Consider the following 17,376-nt stretch of genomic DNA (forward strand, 5'->3'; position numbering starts at 1 on the left):
GTCAAAGGCATCCGGCGCAAGACACACAAACAGTACTCGGCTGGCGTCGTTCATCCACTTGGGGATGTTGCGTGTCACACTCGACGCCCCGTGGGCGACAATCCCGGTGAGATGCGCTCGACCTGGCGGTAAAGCTCGGCCGTGCCGATCCGCACGCCACCGGGGTTCAGCGTGGCGTCCGACCGGCCATAAAACACCATGCCGCCCTCGGCGGTCAGCGCGACCAGATCGCCCTGGGTCCACAGCCCCGCATGGGCCGCGAAATACGAGCTTCGGTACCGCGCCCGGTCGGGATCGTTGAGAAAACCCAGCGGCATCGACAGATGCGCGCCGCGCGCCCCCAGCTCGCCAGAGCCGCCGCGCACCTGGGTTCCGGCCCCGTCGATCACATCCACCGCCATGTCCAGTTGCCGTTTCTGTGCCTGTCCGGCATAGACCGGCGAGATCGGCGAGTCGGTTGAGAACAGCACCAGCACCGCCCCCGATGCCAGCGCGCTGGCCTGCCAGTTCCACATCATCCAGCCACAAGCCGTGTAGTAGAACAGCCGGTCGCCGGGGTGAATATCGCCTTGTAACTGGTGCTCTTTCAAATGTTGCAGAAGCACGCCGCCGGTCTTGTGAATGATACACTTCGGCAGGCCGGTGGTGCCTGACGAAAACAGGATGAACAGCGGGTCGTCAAAACCCATCGGCTCAAATGCCAGCGCTGCCGGTGCATGGGGCGCACAGAACGCTTCGAGCGTCACCGCCCCATCAGCCACTCCGGATTCGCCCGCATTAGGGATGGTTGCCAGATGCCTGCAATCGTCCAGCTTGCCCTCAAGATCGCGCAGCTTGCCGAGGCAAAGGTGGGTCTTGCCATTGTAGTGATAGGCCGGAACCGTAAAGATCACCTTGGGCCGGATCTGTCCCAGCCTGTCCAGCAGGGTCTGCGCACGAAAATCCGGCGAGCAGCTTGACCAAACCGCGCCAAGGCTGGAGACCGCCAGAACGGTTTCGGGGATGTTGGGCAGGATGCCCGCCACCCGATCGCCCTTGCACACACCGGCGGCACGCAGCGCCCGTTGTAGGCGCGATACTTCGGATTTGAGCTCAGACCAGCTTATTTCGGACCGCGCGCCGTCTTCGGCATGGCCAATCAGCGCCACAAAAATCCCAGACCGCCGACCAGAAGTCCGCCGGTTTCGCCACCGACCACTCCCAAAGCGCGTCATAGCCGTCGAACGGCCCATGCTCTTGCATGAAGCTGTTAAGCAGGCTGGTTGAAATCCGCGCATCGCTCGGTGTCCAAAGGAAATTGGTCATGGTGCTTCCTCTTGGCCTGCGGCGGTACTCAGAACCTCCCGCAATCGACCTTCATCTTGTCGCCGGTGATGGCCGAGCTGAGATCGCTGGCGTAGTACAGCGCCGCGCGGCCCACCTCCTCGGGCGCGACCCAGCGTTTCAGCGCCGCCACATCAGTGTAGTTCTCGCGTTCGATCTCTGCGGCCGGGCGGCCCTCGGCCTCGGCGCGGCGGGCAAGGATACGGTCCATGTTCGCGCCCGATACCGCCCCGGGCATCAGCGCATTCACGCGCACACCCACAGGGCCAAGTTCGCGCGCCATGGTCTCGGTGATACCGATCATCGCGAATTTCGACGCCACATAGGCCGAGCGCATCGGGTAACCCTGAATGCCCATCAGCGACGACATGTTGATGATCGATCCGGATTTCTGCGCCGTCATGATCCGGGCGGCCTCTTGCAGGCAATACATCGCACCCACCAGGTTGATGTTCATGCAGGCGACCCAGTCGCCCATATCGACCTCGGCCACCGGCGCAATCGGCCCCGGCCCACCGGCGTTGTTCAGCAGCACATCGACCCTGCCGGTGATCGCCTGCGCCTGGACGAACATCTCCTTGACCTGCGCCTGATCCGAAACATCGCAGGTAATGGCGTGTCCGCCGACGGCTTCCGCCACCTGTTGCAGCGGCCCCAACTGGCGGCCTGTCACCACCACCGTTGCACCGGCCTTTGCAAAGACCTTTGCGGTCGCCTCACCAATGCCGCTGCCACCTCCAGTGACGATGGCCAACTTGCCGTCAAGGCGCGTGGGGTCTGTTGGGTTCGGGGTCATGTGGAGTCCTCATCGAAGTTGCGGGCGGGGTCGAACAGGGGCAGTTCGGGTTCCCGGCCCAGAATGAAATCACCCATCAGCCCGCCGATATAGGGGCCGATGGTGTAGCCGCCACGCACGCAGCCCAGGACAAAGGCGTTTTCCACCCCCGGCAGCGCCCCGGCGAGCGGGAAAAAGTCGGGCACATTGGCCTCGAACCCGGTCCAGCTGCGCAACACGCGGGCCTTGGCCAGTGCGGGCAGCGCATATTGCGCGAGCGCAAGGTTGGGCTGCACGCTGGCCGCCGTGACCTGGCCGCGCCCCTCCTGCGGGGTGCCGCGCCCCTGCCAGCCGCCGCCGACCAATACGGTCCCATTGGGTTTCTGCTTCATGGTCAAGAGCCCGGTGGCATGGCCGATGACGGTCGAGACCACGGGCGGCATCCGCTCGGTCACCGAGACGGTGTTGATCCGTGCCCGCACCGGCAGATCGACGCCCAGGAGCGCCGCCACCGGTTTCAGCCACGCGCCAGCCGCCAGCAGCACCCGTCGCGCGCGGATCGGGCCATCGGGGGTTTGCAGCACAAAGCCCTCACTCTGTTCAATCGCCGTGACCTGGCACCGTTCGCGATAGGCAATGCCCCGATCGCGCAACTGCCCGCGATAATACTGCCCCGTCAGAGAGGAATTTGCATAGCCGTCCTCGGCGCAATAGCTCGCCGCCACGACCTTTTGCGCCAGATTGGGTTCGGCCTTGTGCACCTCTTGCGGCGATACAAAGGCAATCGGCGCGCCCGCTTCGGCCTTCAGGCATTGGCGTTCATGCAGCAGTACGGCCTCGTGCGGGGTAAAGGCCAGCGTATAGCCGCCGGTCTTGTGGAACCCGACCGCATCGCCCATGCGTTCCCAGTCGCGGTGGCCCTTCAGCGCATAAGGCATCAGTTTGACGCGTTTGATTTGCAGGCTGAGCGTGCCCGCGTTGACACCGGACGCCCCCTGACCCAGATCGCCTTGATCAAGCACAATCGGCACCATGCCGCCCTCGGAGACCCGCAGTGCAACGGCGCAGCCCATGATGCCGCCGCCGACAATGGCAATGTCAATGTCATAGACACGGGTCATAGCGGTGCCGGCTTCGGTATGGGGAGGTCAGAATAATCAAAATTGCCCGCCAGCGCCGAAACGGGCACGGGGCGCAGCGGCGGGCGTGGGGTTGGCGGTGGCACATCGGCCTCGACCCGGCCCTCGGCACTGGCAATCATGCGGGCAATAGCGGTCTGGCAGAACTTGCCGCCACAGGGCCCCATACCCGCCCGCAGGCCGGATTTCACCGAATTGGTGCTGCCCGCACCGCCCGCGATCTCGGCAGCGATCGCGCCGCGTGTCAGGCTTTCGCAGCGGCAAACGAGGGTGTTTTCGGTCGCAAGATTGGCCAGTCCTTTGCGCGGAATGCTCAGCGCGGTCATCGCCATGCCAAAGCGCGACGCCCGGACGTAGGCGGGGCGAAGCCCTGCGCGCTCCGACTGCGTGTCGGCACCAAGGTGCTGCGCCGCACGCAGGCCCGCAAGCTGACCATCTATCTCTGCTGCCGTAGCGCCACGTATGCCCGCGCCATCGCCACAAAGGAACAGCCCCGGCACCTCGGTTTCGCCATCCTCACCACGTTGCGGCACCCAGCCACCCAACGCGGGACAATGCTGCAATCCGACGCCGACGATCTGTGCTGTTTCGATCGCCGGGATCAACCCGTTACCAAGGCACAGGCTATCCGCCTCGACACGCCGCGCCGCGCCCCTGGGCGACCAATTGGCGTCGAGTTTTTGATGGCTCACGGCTTCCACGCCACTGCCCCCCTCAACCGCGCTTACCGCATGACGCCAATGGATCGGCACCCCGGCAAGCATCAGATCAGCGACCCAGCGACCACCGCGCCCAAGAAGATCAGGCTGCCGCAACATCGCAGGCAATGCGCGCAGCCAGTCGCCACGACTGTTGGGCGTAATCACGGCAGCCACCTCGCCGCCCAGACGGCGGATTTCGGCGGCCACAAAAAACACCAGCGGGCCGGTGCCCGAAACCACAGTGCGCTTGCCCGGCAGCGCCAGGTCCTGTTTGAACAGGGCCGTTGCTCCGGCCAGGCCCAGCACACCCGGCGTGGTCCATCCCGGCACCGGCTGCACAAACTCGCGCGCGCCGGTGGCGATCACCAGCGCCCGCGTGCGCAGCGACGAGACCCGCCCCGCGTGCAGCAGATGCAGCACCCAACCGACCTCGGTGCGCTCGATTTGCCAGACGCGGGTATTGCCCAAATGGGCCACTGCGCTGCTCTGCATCCGCTGGCGAAGCTGCCCACCCGCCACGCTCTCTGGCGTGGAGGGAGCATCCAGAATGGCGGCACTTTTCGCGCGCCAGACCTGGCCACCGGGTTTGGGTTGCTCGTCAATGAGGGTCACCGTCATCCCAAGGCGTGACGCGATCAGCGCCGCATTCGCCCCCGCCGGTCCCGCGCCGATCACCGCAATATCGTTCCGCTCAATCATGCCCGATCTTTCAGCGAGGTCACGGCGAGGCCGGATGCGACGAGGGTGCGACAGCTTTCCACCACCTGACCGTTGATCCGCACCACACATTCCTGACACAGACCCATGCAGCAAAAGGCCCCGCGTGGCGCAGTGTCCTCGGGCGCATCGCGCAAATGCAGATGGCCCGCGCGCAACAGCGCCACGGTCAGGCTTTCGCCCGCATGCCCCGCAACCGGCGCGCCATCAAAGGTGAAACTCACCATCGCGGCCCGCCGGATCAGGCCCGATTGATCAGGGGTTAGTCGCATCAGGAATAGCTGATGCCAAGCAGATCGAAGGCACGTTTGATCTTGTCGATATCCGCCTGCGTCGCGGGCAACACCGGATCGCGGGGCACACCGGCGGGCAGGCCGATCAGGTTCAACGCCGCCTTGAACGAAGCAGGCCAGGTGGCGGTGCCCATCAACAGTTCGTAAAGCACGGTCAGTTGGTAGTGGGCCTGACGCCATCTGTCATCCGGCGCACCTGCACCAACCGCCGCCATATCCGAGGGCATGAGATCGGTGAATTCCGGCCCGGTCGCGATGAAGCCTTTTGCCCCCAGAGCGAAGTTCGGCAGGATATAGTGGCACGGCCCGGTCATCACTGACATTCGGTCACCCAGACGATTCAACAGATGAGTGTGATAGAAGAAATCGCGCTGGCTTTCCTTGATGCCGATGATGTTATGGCTGTTGAGCAGGGTCTCGGTCTGGTCGATGGTTAGCGAAAAGCCCATGCGGCGCGGCGAGTTATACAGCACCAGTGGCAGATCCGTCGCCGCCGTCACCTTGTCGAAACGGGCATAAAGCTCGGCCTCGGAGGCTTTCAGCACATAGGTTTGTGGCATCGACAAGAGCACGTCGGCGCCATTGTCTTCGGCAGCCCTCACATAGGCCAGCGAAGCGTCGATGGTCGGGGCCGAAATGCCCATCATCACCTTGACGCGTCCCTTGGCGATGTCTTTGGCCAGCCGCACCAGGCGGCCCCGCTCCGCCGCTGAAAGCGCCCAGCTTTCGCCGTTGTCGCCTGCGATGCAGATCGTCGTCGCGCCACGTCCGATCAGGAATTCGAACAGCTCGACAAAAGCATCATCCATGATCTCGCCCTTGTCGTTGAAGGGCGTGGCGATGGCTGGCACATAGCCGTGGAGATCTTCTTTTTGCATGGTCTTGATCCATCAGTCAGGAATGTCAGAGGTAAAGACGCTGCCCGTCTGGGCATCGACAATGTAAAGCCGGTTGGGCACGTCGGGGTGGAAGGTGACCGAGGTGGTCCATTGCCCGTCGGGCAGGCGGACCTCGGCCAGCGGATCGCCAAGCGCATCAAACACATAGGCCCGCCCGGCCTGCGCCTGCGCCACCGCAAGCCAGCCACGCGCATTGGTGGCAAGCCCATCCGGCCCCAGCCCGCCAGAGAGTTGCAGGAAGGTGCCGACCATCGGCAAACCGGTCTCGGGCAACCGCGTGGAAAGACGCCAGACCTGATTGGCCCGCGTAGCGGCGATATAAAGCCACGCGCCATCCGGCGAGAGACAAATACCGTTGGAATAGGGCACGCAATCAAGCAACAGCCGCAGATTGCCAGACGGCGTGAGGCAATAGACCCGCCCGCGCGGGTCGCTTAGCGATGTGCGGCCACTATCGGTGAACCACAACGTACCATCCGCGCCGTAGCACATATCTGACAGACCAAGGAACGGCTGGTTCGGCAACCCCGTGCTGAGAACGTCGAAGTGTTCCGGCCCGGTCAATTCGATCAGCCCGTTGCGGTAGTCCACCGCGATATGGCGTCCATCAGGCGCGATGCGCATGGCGTGGAGTTCGCCGTCGATCCGGTGCATTTGCTGCCAATCGCCCTGCGGCGAGATACGAAAAACCCGCCCATAAGGCACATCCGACAGCCACAGATTGCGCGCCGCGTCGAAGAAGGCCGCCTCCAGAAAGGAATGCATCGGCTGACCGGGCCTTGTCATCTTTGCCCAGGCGGAGGGTTCGCCGCGATGGCGATACTCCTCGGGCAGAGTTAAGGCAGGCTCGGCAGTCAGGTAGATCATTTGGCGATCCCTTCGGCAAAGAGCGCATCAATCTCGGCCTCCCCGAGCCCGGCTCCGGCCAGAACCGCACGGCTGTCCTGTCCCAGCCCCGGCGGTGCGCTGTGCAGTGCGGCACCGCCCTGGCTCATCTTGAATCCGGCAAGCGGTAATGTGACTGAGGGGTCTGCGGGCGATGGGGCGAAATATCCGCGCGCGGAAAGCTGCGGTGCGGCAACCGCATCTTCCAATGACACCAGCCGTTCGGCAGGTACATCGGCGGCCTGTAGAATGGCCTGCCATTCGGCGGCACTGCGCTGGAGGAATATCTCTTGCAACGCCGCCTGAAGCTCCGCGCCATGCGTCCAGGCATCAGGCCAGTCATGGATTTCCGACAGCAGAGGCACGTCATGCCCGAGCCCCGAAAGACAGCTGCCCAGTTTGCGGTATTGCGAAGGTTTGAACGCGCCCAGCATCAACCGCCCCTCGGCAGTGTCAAAGGTAGAGATCCCGGCCTCTTTGTGTTTGGCAGTCTCGGGAGCCAGCTGTTTTGTGGCCGCCTCCGGGGACATCAGCGACAGCGCCACTTCCAACATGGAGGCGCTGATATGGCAGCCCGCGCCGGTGCGTTCGCGCTGCAAAAGCGCCGCCGAGATTGCGAAGGCGGCGGAATAGCCCGCAGCATAATCGACGAAGGACACGCCCGGCTTGTGCCCGCCACTCTGCGCGATGATGCCAGAGGCAGCCTGTATGGTGTTGTCATAGGCGCCGGTGGTCGCCTTCGGACCGCTCTCACCGTAGCCGGTCATTGAACAGTAAACGAGGCGCGGGTTGATCCGGCTGAGCGCCTCATGACCAAGACCAAGCGCCTCCAGCGTGCCGGTTGTGTAATTTTCCAGAAAGACATCGGCACCCTCGATCAGCCTTAGCAATGCCGCGCGCCCCTGCCCGGTGCGGATATCCAGCGCCAGCGACCGCTTGTTACCGCCCTGCACCTGATAATTCAGCCCGACTCCTCGGGCGTTCAGTTCGGGCAGCGGCCCCCGGCCCCGGGCACAATCGGGCGCGTCGGGCAATTCAACCTTGATGACCTCGGCGCCCAGCAAGGCAAACTGGTAACCGCAAAATGGTGCCGCGAGAACTTGTGACAGCTCAATCACGCGTATTCCCGACATCGCGCCCCGCATCAGATGCTCCCGTTTTCCTCTGCTCGAACGGAAACTGCTTGAGTCTTCCGCTATCGTTTAATATACAAAACTCTAATCCATATGCAAGACGGTAACAAGAATCATGTCCCACCTCCTACACCGGTCTTTGAACACAACCCTGCCCACAGTCGTAGCCGGCGAGGGAAGCTATCTCATCGACCACAATGGCAAGCGGTATCTGGATGCCTGTGGTGGTGCGGCAGTCTCCTGCCTCGGGCACGACAATGAAAAAGTCCGCGCGGCACTGAAGGCGCAGATCGATGGCGTCGCTTTTGCCCACACCAGCTTTTTCACCAATAATCCGGCAGAAGAGCTTGCCAGTTTCCTGATTGCCCGCGCCCCAAAGGGCACCGGGAATGGCCGGGTGATGTATGTTGGCAGCGGTTCCGAGGCGATGGAAGCCGCGCTGAAGCTGGCACGCCAGTATTACATGGAACGGGGTGAGACGACCCGCAGCAAGGTCATCGCCCGCGCACCCTCTTACCATGGCAACACCCTGGGTGCCCTGGCCACCGGCGGCCATGCCGGACGGAGAGCACCGTTCCAGCCGCTGTTGATGCAAGTCACCCATATCGACGCAGCCTATGGCTACCGGATGCGGCATGACGGTGAATCGGAGTCGGATTTTGCCCTGCGCATGGCCAACCTCCTGGACGAGCAGATCCGCGCGCTCGGCCCCGAAACCGTCATGGCTTTTGTCGCCGAGCCTGTGGTCGGTGCCTCACTGGGCACCCAACCGGCACCCGAGGGCTATTTCAGGCGCATCCGTGAGATTTGCGACGAACACGGTGTGTTGCTGATTGCCGACGAAGTCATGTGTGGCATGGGTCGCACCGGCAGTCTTTTCGCGCTGGAACAAGAAGGCATCGCCGCCGACATCACCACATTGGCCAAGGGATTGGGAGCGGGTTATTCGCCCATCGCCGCCGTCATGGCTGCAGAGAACGTCGTTACCGCCATCAAGGATGGCAGCGGTCTTTTGTGGAACGGACACACCTATATGTCTCATGCGATTGCCACTGCCGGGGCGCTGGCGGTGCAACAGGTGATCGAAGAGGAAAATCTGTTGGAGAATGTTCGACTGTGTGGTGAACAGCTTCGGACTGCGCTCACCGCGCGGTTCGGCCAGCATCCGAATGTTGGCGATATACGCGGGCGCGGGCTGTTCTGGAGCATTGAGTTGGTGCAGGATCGCACCAGCAAATCGCCCTTCCCTGCATCTGTCGAGCTGGCCCCCGCCATCCGCGCGGCCGCCTTGGAGCTTGGGCTGATGTGCTACCCGGCGCAGGGCTGTGCCGACGGCATGAACGGCGATCATGTCCTGCTGGCCCCAGCCTATATCACGACGCCTGAAGAGATCGAACAGATCGCCGATCTTCTCGCCGCCGCTGTCGATGCGGCGCTCGCAAGACCGGGGCTCTGATATGTCGCGCAAGACCATCCTCACCGCCGCGATCACCGGAAATCTGATGACACCGGAAATCAGCCCATATCTGCCGATCACGCCCGAACAAATCGCCGAACAGGCGCTGGATGCAGCCAAGGCCGGGGCCGCGATCCTGCATCTGCATGTGCGCGACCCAGAGACGGCCAAAGGCGCGATGGATCTGGCGCTCTATCGCGAGTTGGTCGAGCGCATCCGCGAGCAGAACGAAGACGTCATCCTTAACCTCACGACTGGCGAGGGCGGGCGTTTTGTGCCGTCGCAGGACAATCCGCAGGTGGCCGCACCGGGGTCGACCCTTTGTGTGCCGGAGAAACGTGTGGCCCATGTCGAAGAGCTGCGCCCCGACATCTGCACGCTGGATTTCAATACCATGTGGTCCGGTCAGGCCAGCGTCATCAATGCGCCGCACAACCTCGAGATCATGGCCGATCGCATCTATGCCGCCGGGGTCAAACCCGAGGTGGAGATCTTTGACTCGGGCGACCTTCATATGCTCAAGGATTTCATCAATCGCGGCGTGATCCAGTCGCCGCTGATGGTGCAGATGGTGCTGGGCGTGCGCTTTGGCGCCGTCGCCAATCCCGAAACCATGGCCTTCCTCGCCAGCCAGCTGCCAGAGGGTACCGAATGGGCAGGCTTCGGCATTGGCCGCATGGCCTTTCCGATGCTGGCGCAGGCCTTCCTGCTCGGCGGGCATTGCCGCATCGGCATGGAAGACACCGCCTATATCTCCAAGGGTGAGCATTGCCGCTCCAACGCGCAGCTGGTGGAAAAAGCCGTGAGCATCATCACCAGCCTCGGCGGCGAAATAGCCTGCCCGTCGGAAGCTCGCACAATCCTTGGGCTCGGCTGAGCCGTCATGTTACTCGGGTCCACCATATCCCAACTCGCGCGAGATACGCAGCGCGCAGGCCCGGGTTTCGGGCACGTAAAAACTGTCGATCCGGTCGAATTCAAAGCCGCTGTCGGGGCCGGAGATATTGACACACGCCGCCACAGCTCCGCTGTTGTCGCGCACCGGCACGGCGACGCTGGAGCCTCCGGGCTCGTGAAAGCCGCGCGAAAATATAAAGCCGTTGGCGCGTACTTCATCGACACGCGCCTTGAGCCTGGCAAAGCTGGTCGGGGTGTGTTCAGTCAACGCCTTCATCTCCAACCCGTCGCAGAACGCCGCAAGCTCCGCATCGCTCTTGGACGACAACAGGCACCAGCCGATGGCCGAGGCATAGGCGTCGGTGCGCGTCCCCGTCACCATGTTGGACACAAACCCGGTCCGCGCCTGATGGCTGCCCAGATACAGCACGTCTTGACCTTCGAGCACGCTCAGATGTGTGCTGACCCCGGTCACATCCCGCAGCGCCGAAAGGTGCGGACGCGCGATGCTCGTGATTGGCAATTGGTTAAGATAGGCAAAGCCCAGGTTAAGAACCCGCGCCCCCAGGGTGAATGTATTCTTCTGAGCAGCCTCCTTGAGAAAGCCCATGTGGCGCAGGGTATAAACAAGCCGGAAGGCCGAGGAGCGGCTCAGCTCCATCTTGCGGGCGATCTCACTCAGCGTCATCGGCTCGGCCGCCGCGCCAAGGATTTCAAGCACCCTCAACCCACGTTGCAGGCCGGGCACGAAGTAGATGGAATGGTTGGCGGATTCAGTCATCGGAGGGGATTATCTTTCACCATGGAGTGCGTGTATGTTTTAGATGCAAAACGCATCAGGTTCAATGGAGGAAATGAATGAGCAAAGAACAAAGAGCCAATGCGCTGCTGCCGACCAACGAAGACACCTGCGGTCCGTATTTCCCGATCTATTTCGGCGATGACAGCCTGGAGGATCTGACCCGCGTCCACCCCGGCGTGGCGGCCGGCGCAAGTGGTCAACATCTCATCCTGCGCGGGCGGGTCATTGATCGGCACGGCAATCTGGCCAATGGCGTGGTGATGGAGTTCTGGCAAGCGAATGCCAAGGGCATCTATCGTACACCCGCGACCGAGGGCCACGCCGATATCGACCCGTGGTTCTTTGGATATGGCCGGTTGCGCAGCCGCGGCGGCGATTATTCTTTCCGCACCATCCTGCCCGGGCCGACGCCGGGGCGCGCTCCCAATATTACGGTTACGCTGTTTTCCGACGGCATCAACCGGTTGGTGACACAACTGTTCTTTGCCGGACATCCGGCCAATGACTCCGACCCGTTGCTGCAAGCGCTGGAGCCCGAAGACCATCCCCGCCTGATGGCAAGACGTGACGGCACCGCCGAAGATGGCGCGGAGATCTATCGTTTCGACATCATCATGGCCGGCGACAATGAAACCCCGTTCTTCGACGACGTCGAAAGCTGAAAGGAGGGTGCCAGAATGACCAACCTCGGAAGACGACTCGGCATCGGGCCGACCGATAACACATCTGATCAGCGCACCCCGCGCCAGCGGCTACGACTGATCCCCGAAGCGGTACGCGATAGTTTTGCGCCTGTGGTGCCTGCCCGCGCGGTGACCCGTCAGCATGAATGGGACTTGACCCGCATCGCCCCGGACCTGCCCCGCGCCGATGGCGAGGCGATCGAGATCACCGGCACGCTGCGCAGCGAAAGCGGTCGGCCGCTGCGGGGCGCTCTGTTGGAGATCTGGAACGCCAACCACTACGGGCGCTACCGGCATATCGACGATCACTCGGGCCTGAAGCTGGACGAGAATTTCTTTGGCATGGGGCGTGTGCTGACCAATGACGAGGGGCGTTACCGGTTCTGGACCATCAGCCCCGGCGCCTATCTCGCGCGCCCCGACATCGGGCGCTGGCGGCCGAAACACATCCACCTGTCGATCAGCGGCGGGTCTGCGCGACTCATCACCCAGATGTATTTTCCGGATGAGCCAAACAATGCGACCGATCCGATGGCGGTTCTCATGGGCGATGGTTTTGAGCGCAACATTGGCAAACCTTATGAAACGCCGGACCGTGACGTTGATCGGGGCTTCCGCTTTGACATCGTGGCCGGTGGCCGCAACGCGACCTTCTTTGAATGAGCAGGGTGTCGAAAAGCGCGCCGAGTACCATGACCGAGAGCCCACATTCGCGGATTTATCCACCAACCCAACCAAAACCATCGGGAGAAAAGAAGATGACCAACATGAAGCTGATTTCGGCCGCTACGGTCGGGATAACGATTGCGCTCAGCGCGGGCGCTTTCGCGCAGGACAAGCAACACGACGTCGCGACCTTTGTGTCCGGGGGCGCGACCGGCACCTGGTTTCCGACCGCCACCGCAATCTCGGAAATGGTGAACGAAGCTTATGACGGACAGCCGGTCAGCACCATCCCCGGCAAGGGCGCAGAAAATAGCCATCTGCCTTTTTGAAAACGAGAGCGGGTGATGCAGGATTTCCGATCACCGGTTGGATTGTAGCGCTTCGTCCCCATGCAATCCGCGACCCGCAATCGTTTTTCCGTGCCAGCCCGCCGACGTTCCGCACTCACCATCGGCCAGAAGCATTCGAGGCGTGGAAATCCGCAGCAAATGTCGCTTGATAAACGACCGGCATGCTGACTTCCAAACTCGGGCAGTTAACGTGACAACCCCCGTCCAGCCTTTCTTGGATCGGGACGGGTATGCATCGGACCGAACGATGCCGGGGACGTTTGTGATAAACGGTCTTGGTCCGCAACATGGCGGATTCGCGACATGGGTTCAGACAACCAGCACCGGGATCGAGGTGATGCTGGTCACCTTGTGGCTGACCGATCCGAGCATGTAACTTTCCGACGCACCCAATCCACGCGAGCCCACGACGATCAGGTCGCAGGTGCGATCCGAGGCGAAGGTCACAATAGTCCGCGCCGTCTGTCCGCCCTTGATGTAGGCATGGACCTCGGACACGCCCAATTCGAGCGCGCGGATCTTTGCGTGGTCCGCCGCCTCGCGCGCGGCTTCGCGCATCGCGCTATCCGGCTTGCCAAGATGCTCACCCGTACCGCGGACCATCGACAGCGATGCCTCGAGCAGCGAATGATGCCGGTACACCGTCAGCACGACCAATTCGCCGCCAGAAAGCTTGCAGAACGCCGCGGCCTTCTCCAGCGCGGCGTCCGCGCCCTTGGAACCGTCATAGGCCAGCAGGATTTTCTTGAACATCGCGCAGCCTCCTCATTTGTTGAATGCCAGGTCGCGCAGGAAGAGCGCGATCTGTGGGAAGAAGATCAATAGAACGGCTACCGTGAGCAGCATGATGATGAAGGGCGGCGTGCCGCGCACCACCTCGGAATAAGGGCGCTTGAACACCGCGATGGCAGTGAAGATGTCGCAGCCAAAGGGCGGTGTGGCGCTGCCGATGGCCACCTGCAAGGTGATGATGGTGCCGACCAGGACCGGGTCCAGCCCGACCGCCTGCACCACCGGGGCGAAGATCGGAACCAAGATCAGGATCACGACGATCGGGTCGACGAACATGCAGCCCACGAAGAAAGCGATCGAAATTGTGAAGAGCACGCCGTACTGCCCCATCTCGTCAATTCCGATGGCACCCAGCACCTGTTGTGGGATTTGCGCGAAGCTGATGACGTAAGAAAAGGCAGCCCCGGCACCCACGAGGATGAAGACCACCGCCGTGATCAGCCCGGTCGACTTGGCTGTGGAATACAGCTGGTTGAAACTCATCTCACGGAAGACCACCATTTCCAGCACCAGCGCGTAAAGCACGCAGGCCGCCGCCGCTTCGGTTGGCGAGAAGATCCCGCCATAGATGCCGCCGACGATGATCACCGGAAAGCCAAGCGGCCAGAGCGCGCGCTGAATGGCACTGCCACGCTCGCTCCATGTCGACTTTGGTTCGGTGGGCACGTTGTTGCGGATCGCATAAATGTAGGAATAGACCGAGAACATGAACAGGATCAGCAGGCCTGGCCCGATGCCCGCGATGAACAGTTCAGAGATCGAAGTGCCCGAGACCACCCCGTAGATGATCATGCCGATGGATGGCGGGATCAGGAAGGCGATGTCCGAGGAGTTGACTACCAGCGCCAGCACGAAACTGTCCTTGTAGCCCGCTTTCAGCATTCGCGGACGCAGCGGACCGCCAACGGCAACCACCGTTGCCTGAGTTGAACCCGAGACAGCGCCGAACAGCGTGCAAGCCGTAGCGGTCGAGACCGCAAGCCCGCCCTTGAGGTGGCCCACGAAGGTCATCACGAGGTCGATCAGCCGATTGGCGGATTGCCCGCGCGTCATGATGTCGGCGGCGAAGATGAACATCGGCACCGCGATCAGGCTGGCGGGTTGAATGCCGCCGAGGATCTGCTGCACCATCGTGTCGAGCTGTCCCAAGCCTCCGAACAGCGCCACAAAACCAATGAGGGACCCTGCGATCAGGGGAACCATCATCGGGAAGCCCAGCAGCAATAATACGATCATGACGGAAAAGATTGCGATGGCCATGGTTCAGACTTCCTCTTCTGCGTCGTCGGAATAGCCCTCGAGTGTACTTGTCGAGAGCCAGATATCCTTGTCGATAATATTCTTGATTGCCGTCAGCGCGTATTGCAGCCCGGTCAGGAAGAAACCCAGAGGCGCCCAGACGATGATCCACCAGACCGGCACCTGTAACGCGGGCAGAAGGCGGCCGCGCCCCATTTGCGCCAGCAGGTAATCGACGGAATACCATGTCAGCAGAAACATCGCCGCCGAGGTCACGACGGCGATGACGATCATCAACAGTTTGCGCAACGGCGGCGGCAGCGCATCGAAAAACGCCGACATGCGGATATGCCGCCCGTGTCGCGCGGCATAGGAGATGCCCGCAAAGGTGATCAGAATGATCAGCGCGCGGTTCACCTCTTCAGAAAAGAACAGGCTTTGCCCCAGCACGAAGCGCCCCACCACGTTTGCCATGGTATTGACGGCCATGGCCAGCACCCCCACGGCGAGCAATATCGCCTCGATCCGGGCGATGGCGACGTCGATCACGCCCAAAATCCCCGGCAGGCTCGAGACGTAACTGGAATCGTCAATATCGTCGCTGTCGACGGCTGTCGTTCGCGCAGCAGCAATGATGTCCTGGTCCACCTCCGGGCGGTCTTCTTTTTCTGGGCGCATCGTCACGCTCCTGAGTAATGATTGTGGTTTCGGGACGCATACCGGCCATCCGTGGCAGGCAGACATCCAGATCCGGTCCAGCACCGGCACCGCAGAGAAAAACGCGGCGCCGGGTCCGGGCCCTTACTCGGAGGTGACCGCTTCGAGGTCAGCCTTGAGTTGGCTCAGGATCGCTTCCGCTTGGTCGCCGCCGATCTCGAGAAACTGCTCCTCGACGGAAGCTGCCGTATCCACGAAAGGCTGGCGCTGCTCCTCGGTCAGCGTGGTGATCGTCATCGAAGGCTTGGCTTCCGTTATCTTGGCAAGAGATTCCTCGGTCAGCCCGTCCTGATACTCGATGATGTAGTCGAAGGCGACGTCGATGGCGTTGTCGACCACCTGCCGGTCCTCGTCCGAGAGCCCGTCATAGAACTCCTTGTTGGCCATCACCGCGGTGGTGAAGTTGTTATGACCCGCGCGGGTGATGTGATCGGTCACCTCGTACATCTTGGTTGATTCGATGAAGAAGGCCGGGTTTTCCTGCCCTTGGATGATGCCGGTTTGCAGCGCGCCGTAGACCTCGCCCCAAGGAAGGGGCGTGGGCGTCGCGCCGAAGGACTTGTAGCTTTCCACCAGCAGCGGGTTGGTCATCACGCGGAACTTGACCTCGTTGAGATCTGCCGGCCCGGTGACAGGCTCCGACGTGGTCATCATGACCTCGCCCTCGGGGAACATGGTCAGCAACTCCAGCCCCTGTTCGGCGTAGAGTGGCGGGAACATTTCGTTGATGGCCTTGGATTCCTCGAAGAAAGTGGCCAACGTTTCCTCGTCCTGCGGCAACAGGTAAGGCACGAAAAAGACCTGCGCCTCGGGGATCAATGCCCCTGTAAAGCCCGGCGATTGATCGACGAATTGCAGGATGCCGGATTGTGTCTGCTCGAGGATCGAGTCCGATTCGCCAAGCGTGCCAAACGGAAACAGCTGAACCGAGTGGTCGGAATTGGCTTCGACTTCTTCCTTGAATTTCTGGGCGAACTTGCCCTGGACCTCTTCCAGCGCCTCTTCGAAGGCATAGCGCCATGTGTCCGCCATGACCGCGCCCGAACTCATCAACAGCGCGAATACGCCGGTGGCCGCAAGATTTCTGTAAGACATGTGATGCTCCTTGATTCTGCGCCCCGCTGCGGTCTTGACCGCGCCAAGGGCTGTGCGTGCCGCAGGCGGACGATGCTCTTGCGGCTCACCTAAAAGGTTTAGCGATGGTCAATAAGAGTCAATGAAAACATTTGGCCATGTGAACAGTCTTCTTGACGCTATGGGGGCTGAAACGAAATTCCAGTGGCCGGATAACTGCAAGAGATTTTAATTTTTCCTTGGGCTAAACACGCGAATTCATTGACTTTTGCGAAGCGTTTCTCAACCAGTTGGCGCACTTTGAAGCGTCGATTTAATGGGGTCGCTTGTGCTTCAGGTTTGGTTTGACCTATATGGCTATGGCCGTGTCGCGCGCGCTCAACTCACGCAAATGTGGTGTCTAGGCAACCCGAACCAGTCCAAATTCGTCCATATATATGATGGAATCTGTGTCGAAAAAAAACTCCTGCCACCCAGAGCACTTGGCTGGCACCGTGACCTTGAGGTTTGCTCGCGCGAGGTGATTTTCGGATTTGTCGTTGCGCGGTGCTGCTCCGCTACCGGGACTGTTGCATTATTTTGAATGGGCTGCTCTGAAGTCGTTTGCCCGTATTCGGCGCATGGTCAGACGTCCTGTTGGCATTTGGCCCTTCCTGTTGATCCAGAAGGGACGTATCCTCAGGTCGTCGACCGGTGCTGTCCATGATCCCGCTGAGAAATCTGGCCCAGAATTTTAGAAAGGCAAAGGCATTCTACAGCGGCCAAGGGAGGGAGTAGGTCTTGACGTTGGTGAAGAACTTCATCGCTTCGATGACGCCCTCCTTGACGCCGTTGC

Annotated in this window: 19 protein-coding genes and 1 pseudogene; 6 read left to right on the forward strand and 14 right to left on the reverse strand. The window is 61.6% G+C overall.

Annotation, left to right across the window (positions count from 1 at the left end):
- Positions 1–74: 74 nt before the first annotated feature.
- Genes ACTIEN_RS17865 through ACTIEN_RS17905 form a run of 9 tightly spaced genes read right to left on the reverse strand, consistent with a single transcriptional unit; the run spans position 75 to position 7,877 of the window.
- Positions 75–1,148, reverse strand: a complete 1,074-nt coding sequence (locus ACTIEN_RS17865) for an AMP-binding protein (protein ID WP_439524512.1) — start codon at positions 1,146–1,148, stop codon at positions 75–77.
- Positions 1,093–1,305 carry a hypothetical protein gene (locus ACTIEN_RS17870; protein WP_439524513.1) on the reverse strand — a complete coding sequence of 71 codons (213 nt, stop codon included), beginning with the start codon at positions 1,303–1,305 and terminating at the stop codon, positions 1,093–1,095. Before ACTIEN_RS17870 ends, ACTIEN_RS17865 begins: the two co-directional genes overlap by 56 nt.
- 28 nt (positions 1,306–1,333) lie before the next feature.
- Positions 1,334–2,119 carry an SDR family NAD(P)-dependent oxidoreductase gene (locus tag ACTIEN_RS17875; RefSeq protein WP_439524514.1) on the reverse strand — a complete coding sequence of 262 codons (786 nt, stop codon included), beginning with the start codon at positions 2,117–2,119 and terminating at the stop codon, positions 1,334–1,336.
- The gene (locus tag ACTIEN_RS17880) at positions 2,116–3,219 is read right to left on the reverse strand and encodes an NAD(P)/FAD-dependent oxidoreductase (protein WP_439524515.1); all 1,104 of its coding nucleotides are present in this window, start codon (positions 3,217–3,219) and stop codon (positions 2,116–2,118) included. Before ACTIEN_RS17880 ends, ACTIEN_RS17875 begins: the two co-directional genes overlap by 4 nt.
- Positions 3,216–4,637, reverse strand: coding sequence for an FAD-dependent oxidoreductase (locus ACTIEN_RS17885; protein WP_439524516.1), 1,422 nt, complete (start codon positions 4,635–4,637; stop codon positions 3,216–3,218). Before ACTIEN_RS17885 ends, ACTIEN_RS17880 begins: the two co-directional genes overlap by 4 nt.
- On the reverse strand, positions 4,634–4,927 hold the full coding sequence (locus ACTIEN_RS17890; protein ID WP_439524517.1) for a (2Fe-2S)-binding protein: 294 nt from the start codon (positions 4,925–4,927) through the stop codon (positions 4,634–4,636). The genes ACTIEN_RS17885 and ACTIEN_RS17890 overlap by 4 nt, the downstream gene beginning before the upstream one ends.
- Complete coding sequence (locus ACTIEN_RS17895) at positions 4,927–5,826, reverse strand: dihydrodipicolinate synthase family protein (RefSeq protein ID WP_439524518.1); 900 nt, start codon at positions 5,824–5,826, stop codon at positions 4,927–4,929. Before ACTIEN_RS17895 ends, ACTIEN_RS17890 begins: the two co-directional genes overlap by 1 nt.
- 12 nt (positions 5,827–5,838) lie before the next feature.
- Entirely contained in the window at positions 5,839–6,714 is an 876-nt protein-coding gene (locus tag ACTIEN_RS17900; protein ID WP_439524519.1) for an SMP-30/gluconolactonase/LRE family protein, read from the reverse strand.
- Positions 6,711–7,877 carry a CaiB/BaiF CoA transferase family protein gene (locus tag ACTIEN_RS17905; RefSeq protein WP_439524520.1) on the reverse strand — a complete coding sequence of 389 codons (1,167 nt, stop codon included), beginning with the start codon at positions 7,875–7,877 and terminating at the stop codon, positions 6,711–6,713. Before ACTIEN_RS17905 ends, ACTIEN_RS17900 begins: the two co-directional genes overlap by 4 nt.
- A gap of 103 nt (positions 7,878–7,980) precedes the next feature.
- On the opposite strand from ACTIEN_RS17905, the gene ACTIEN_RS17910 reads away from it, so the two are divergent.
- Together ACTIEN_RS17910 and ACTIEN_RS17915 are read left to right on the forward strand one after the other, a co-directional pair.
- A complete protein-coding gene (locus ACTIEN_RS17910; RefSeq protein ID WP_439524521.1) occupies positions 7,981–9,321 on the forward strand; it encodes an aspartate aminotransferase family protein in 1,341 nt (446 codons plus the stop codon).
- Between the two features lies 1 nt (position 9,322).
- A complete protein-coding gene (locus tag ACTIEN_RS17915) occupies positions 9,323–10,198 on the forward strand; it encodes a 3-keto-5-aminohexanoate cleavage protein (RefSeq protein WP_439524522.1) in 876 nt (291 codons plus the stop codon).
- Between the two features lie 9 nt (positions 10,199–10,207).
- Here ACTIEN_RS17915 and ACTIEN_RS17920 read toward each other — a convergent pair whose 3' ends face one another.
- Complete coding sequence (locus tag ACTIEN_RS17920; protein WP_439524523.1) at positions 10,208–10,999, reverse strand: IclR family transcriptional regulator; 792 nt, start codon at positions 10,997–10,999, stop codon at positions 10,208–10,210.
- Between the two features lie 77 nt (positions 11,000–11,076).
- On the opposite strand from ACTIEN_RS17920, the gene ACTIEN_RS17925 reads away from it, so the two are divergent.
- The 4 genes and pseudogenes from ACTIEN_RS17925 to ACTIEN_RS17940 all read left to right on the forward strand — a co-directional run.
- Positions 11,077–11,682 (forward strand): hypothetical protein, encoded by a 606-nt coding sequence (locus ACTIEN_RS17925; RefSeq protein WP_439524524.1) that lies wholly within the window; start codon positions 11,077–11,079, stop codon positions 11,680–11,682.
- Positions 11,683–11,697: 15 nt separating this feature from the next.
- Positions 11,698–12,366 carry a hypothetical protein gene (locus tag ACTIEN_RS17930; protein ID WP_439524525.1) on the forward strand — a complete coding sequence of 223 codons (669 nt, stop codon included), beginning with the start codon at positions 11,698–11,700 and terminating at the stop codon, positions 12,364–12,366.
- Positions 12,367–12,461: 95 nt separating this feature from the next.
- Positions 12,462–12,698, forward strand: coding sequence for a hypothetical protein (locus ACTIEN_RS17935; protein WP_439524530.1), 237 nt, complete (start codon positions 12,462–12,464; stop codon positions 12,696–12,698).
- Positions 12,672–12,868, forward strand: a pseudogene (locus ACTIEN_RS17940) (IS6 family transposase); the annotation flags it as partial. The gene ACTIEN_RS17935 and the pseudogene ACTIEN_RS17940, both read left to right, overlap by 27 nt.
- A 160-nt stretch (positions 12,869–13,028) precedes the next feature.
- Here ACTIEN_RS17940 and ACTIEN_RS17945 read toward each other — a convergent pair.
- Genes ACTIEN_RS17945 through ACTIEN_RS17960 form a run of 4 tightly spaced genes read right to left on the reverse strand, consistent with a single transcriptional unit; the run spans position 13,029 to position 16,562 of the window.
- Positions 13,029–13,472, reverse strand: a complete 444-nt coding sequence (locus ACTIEN_RS17945) for a universal stress protein (protein WP_439524526.1) — start codon at positions 13,470–13,472, stop codon at positions 13,029–13,031.
- 12 nt (positions 13,473–13,484) lie between these two features.
- Positions 13,485–14,771, reverse strand: coding sequence for a TRAP transporter large permease (locus tag ACTIEN_RS17950; protein ID WP_439524527.1), 1,287 nt, complete (start codon positions 14,769–14,771; stop codon positions 13,485–13,487).
- Positions 14,772–14,774: 3 nt separating this feature from the next.
- Positions 14,775–15,512, reverse strand: coding sequence for a TRAP transporter small permease (locus ACTIEN_RS17955; protein WP_439524528.1), 738 nt, complete (start codon positions 15,510–15,512; stop codon positions 14,775–14,777).
- Positions 15,513–15,551: 39 nt separating this feature from the next.
- Complete coding sequence (locus tag ACTIEN_RS17960) at positions 15,552–16,562, reverse strand: TRAP transporter substrate-binding protein (protein WP_439524529.1); 1,011 nt, start codon at positions 16,560–16,562, stop codon at positions 15,552–15,554.
- Positions 16,563–17,376: the final 814 nt, after the last annotated feature.

The sequence above is a fragment of the Marivita sp. genome, from assembly GCF_051859345.1.
In the GTDB taxonomy this organism is placed as follows: Bacteria; Pseudomonadota; Alphaproteobacteria; order Rhodobacterales; family Rhodobacteraceae; genus Marivita.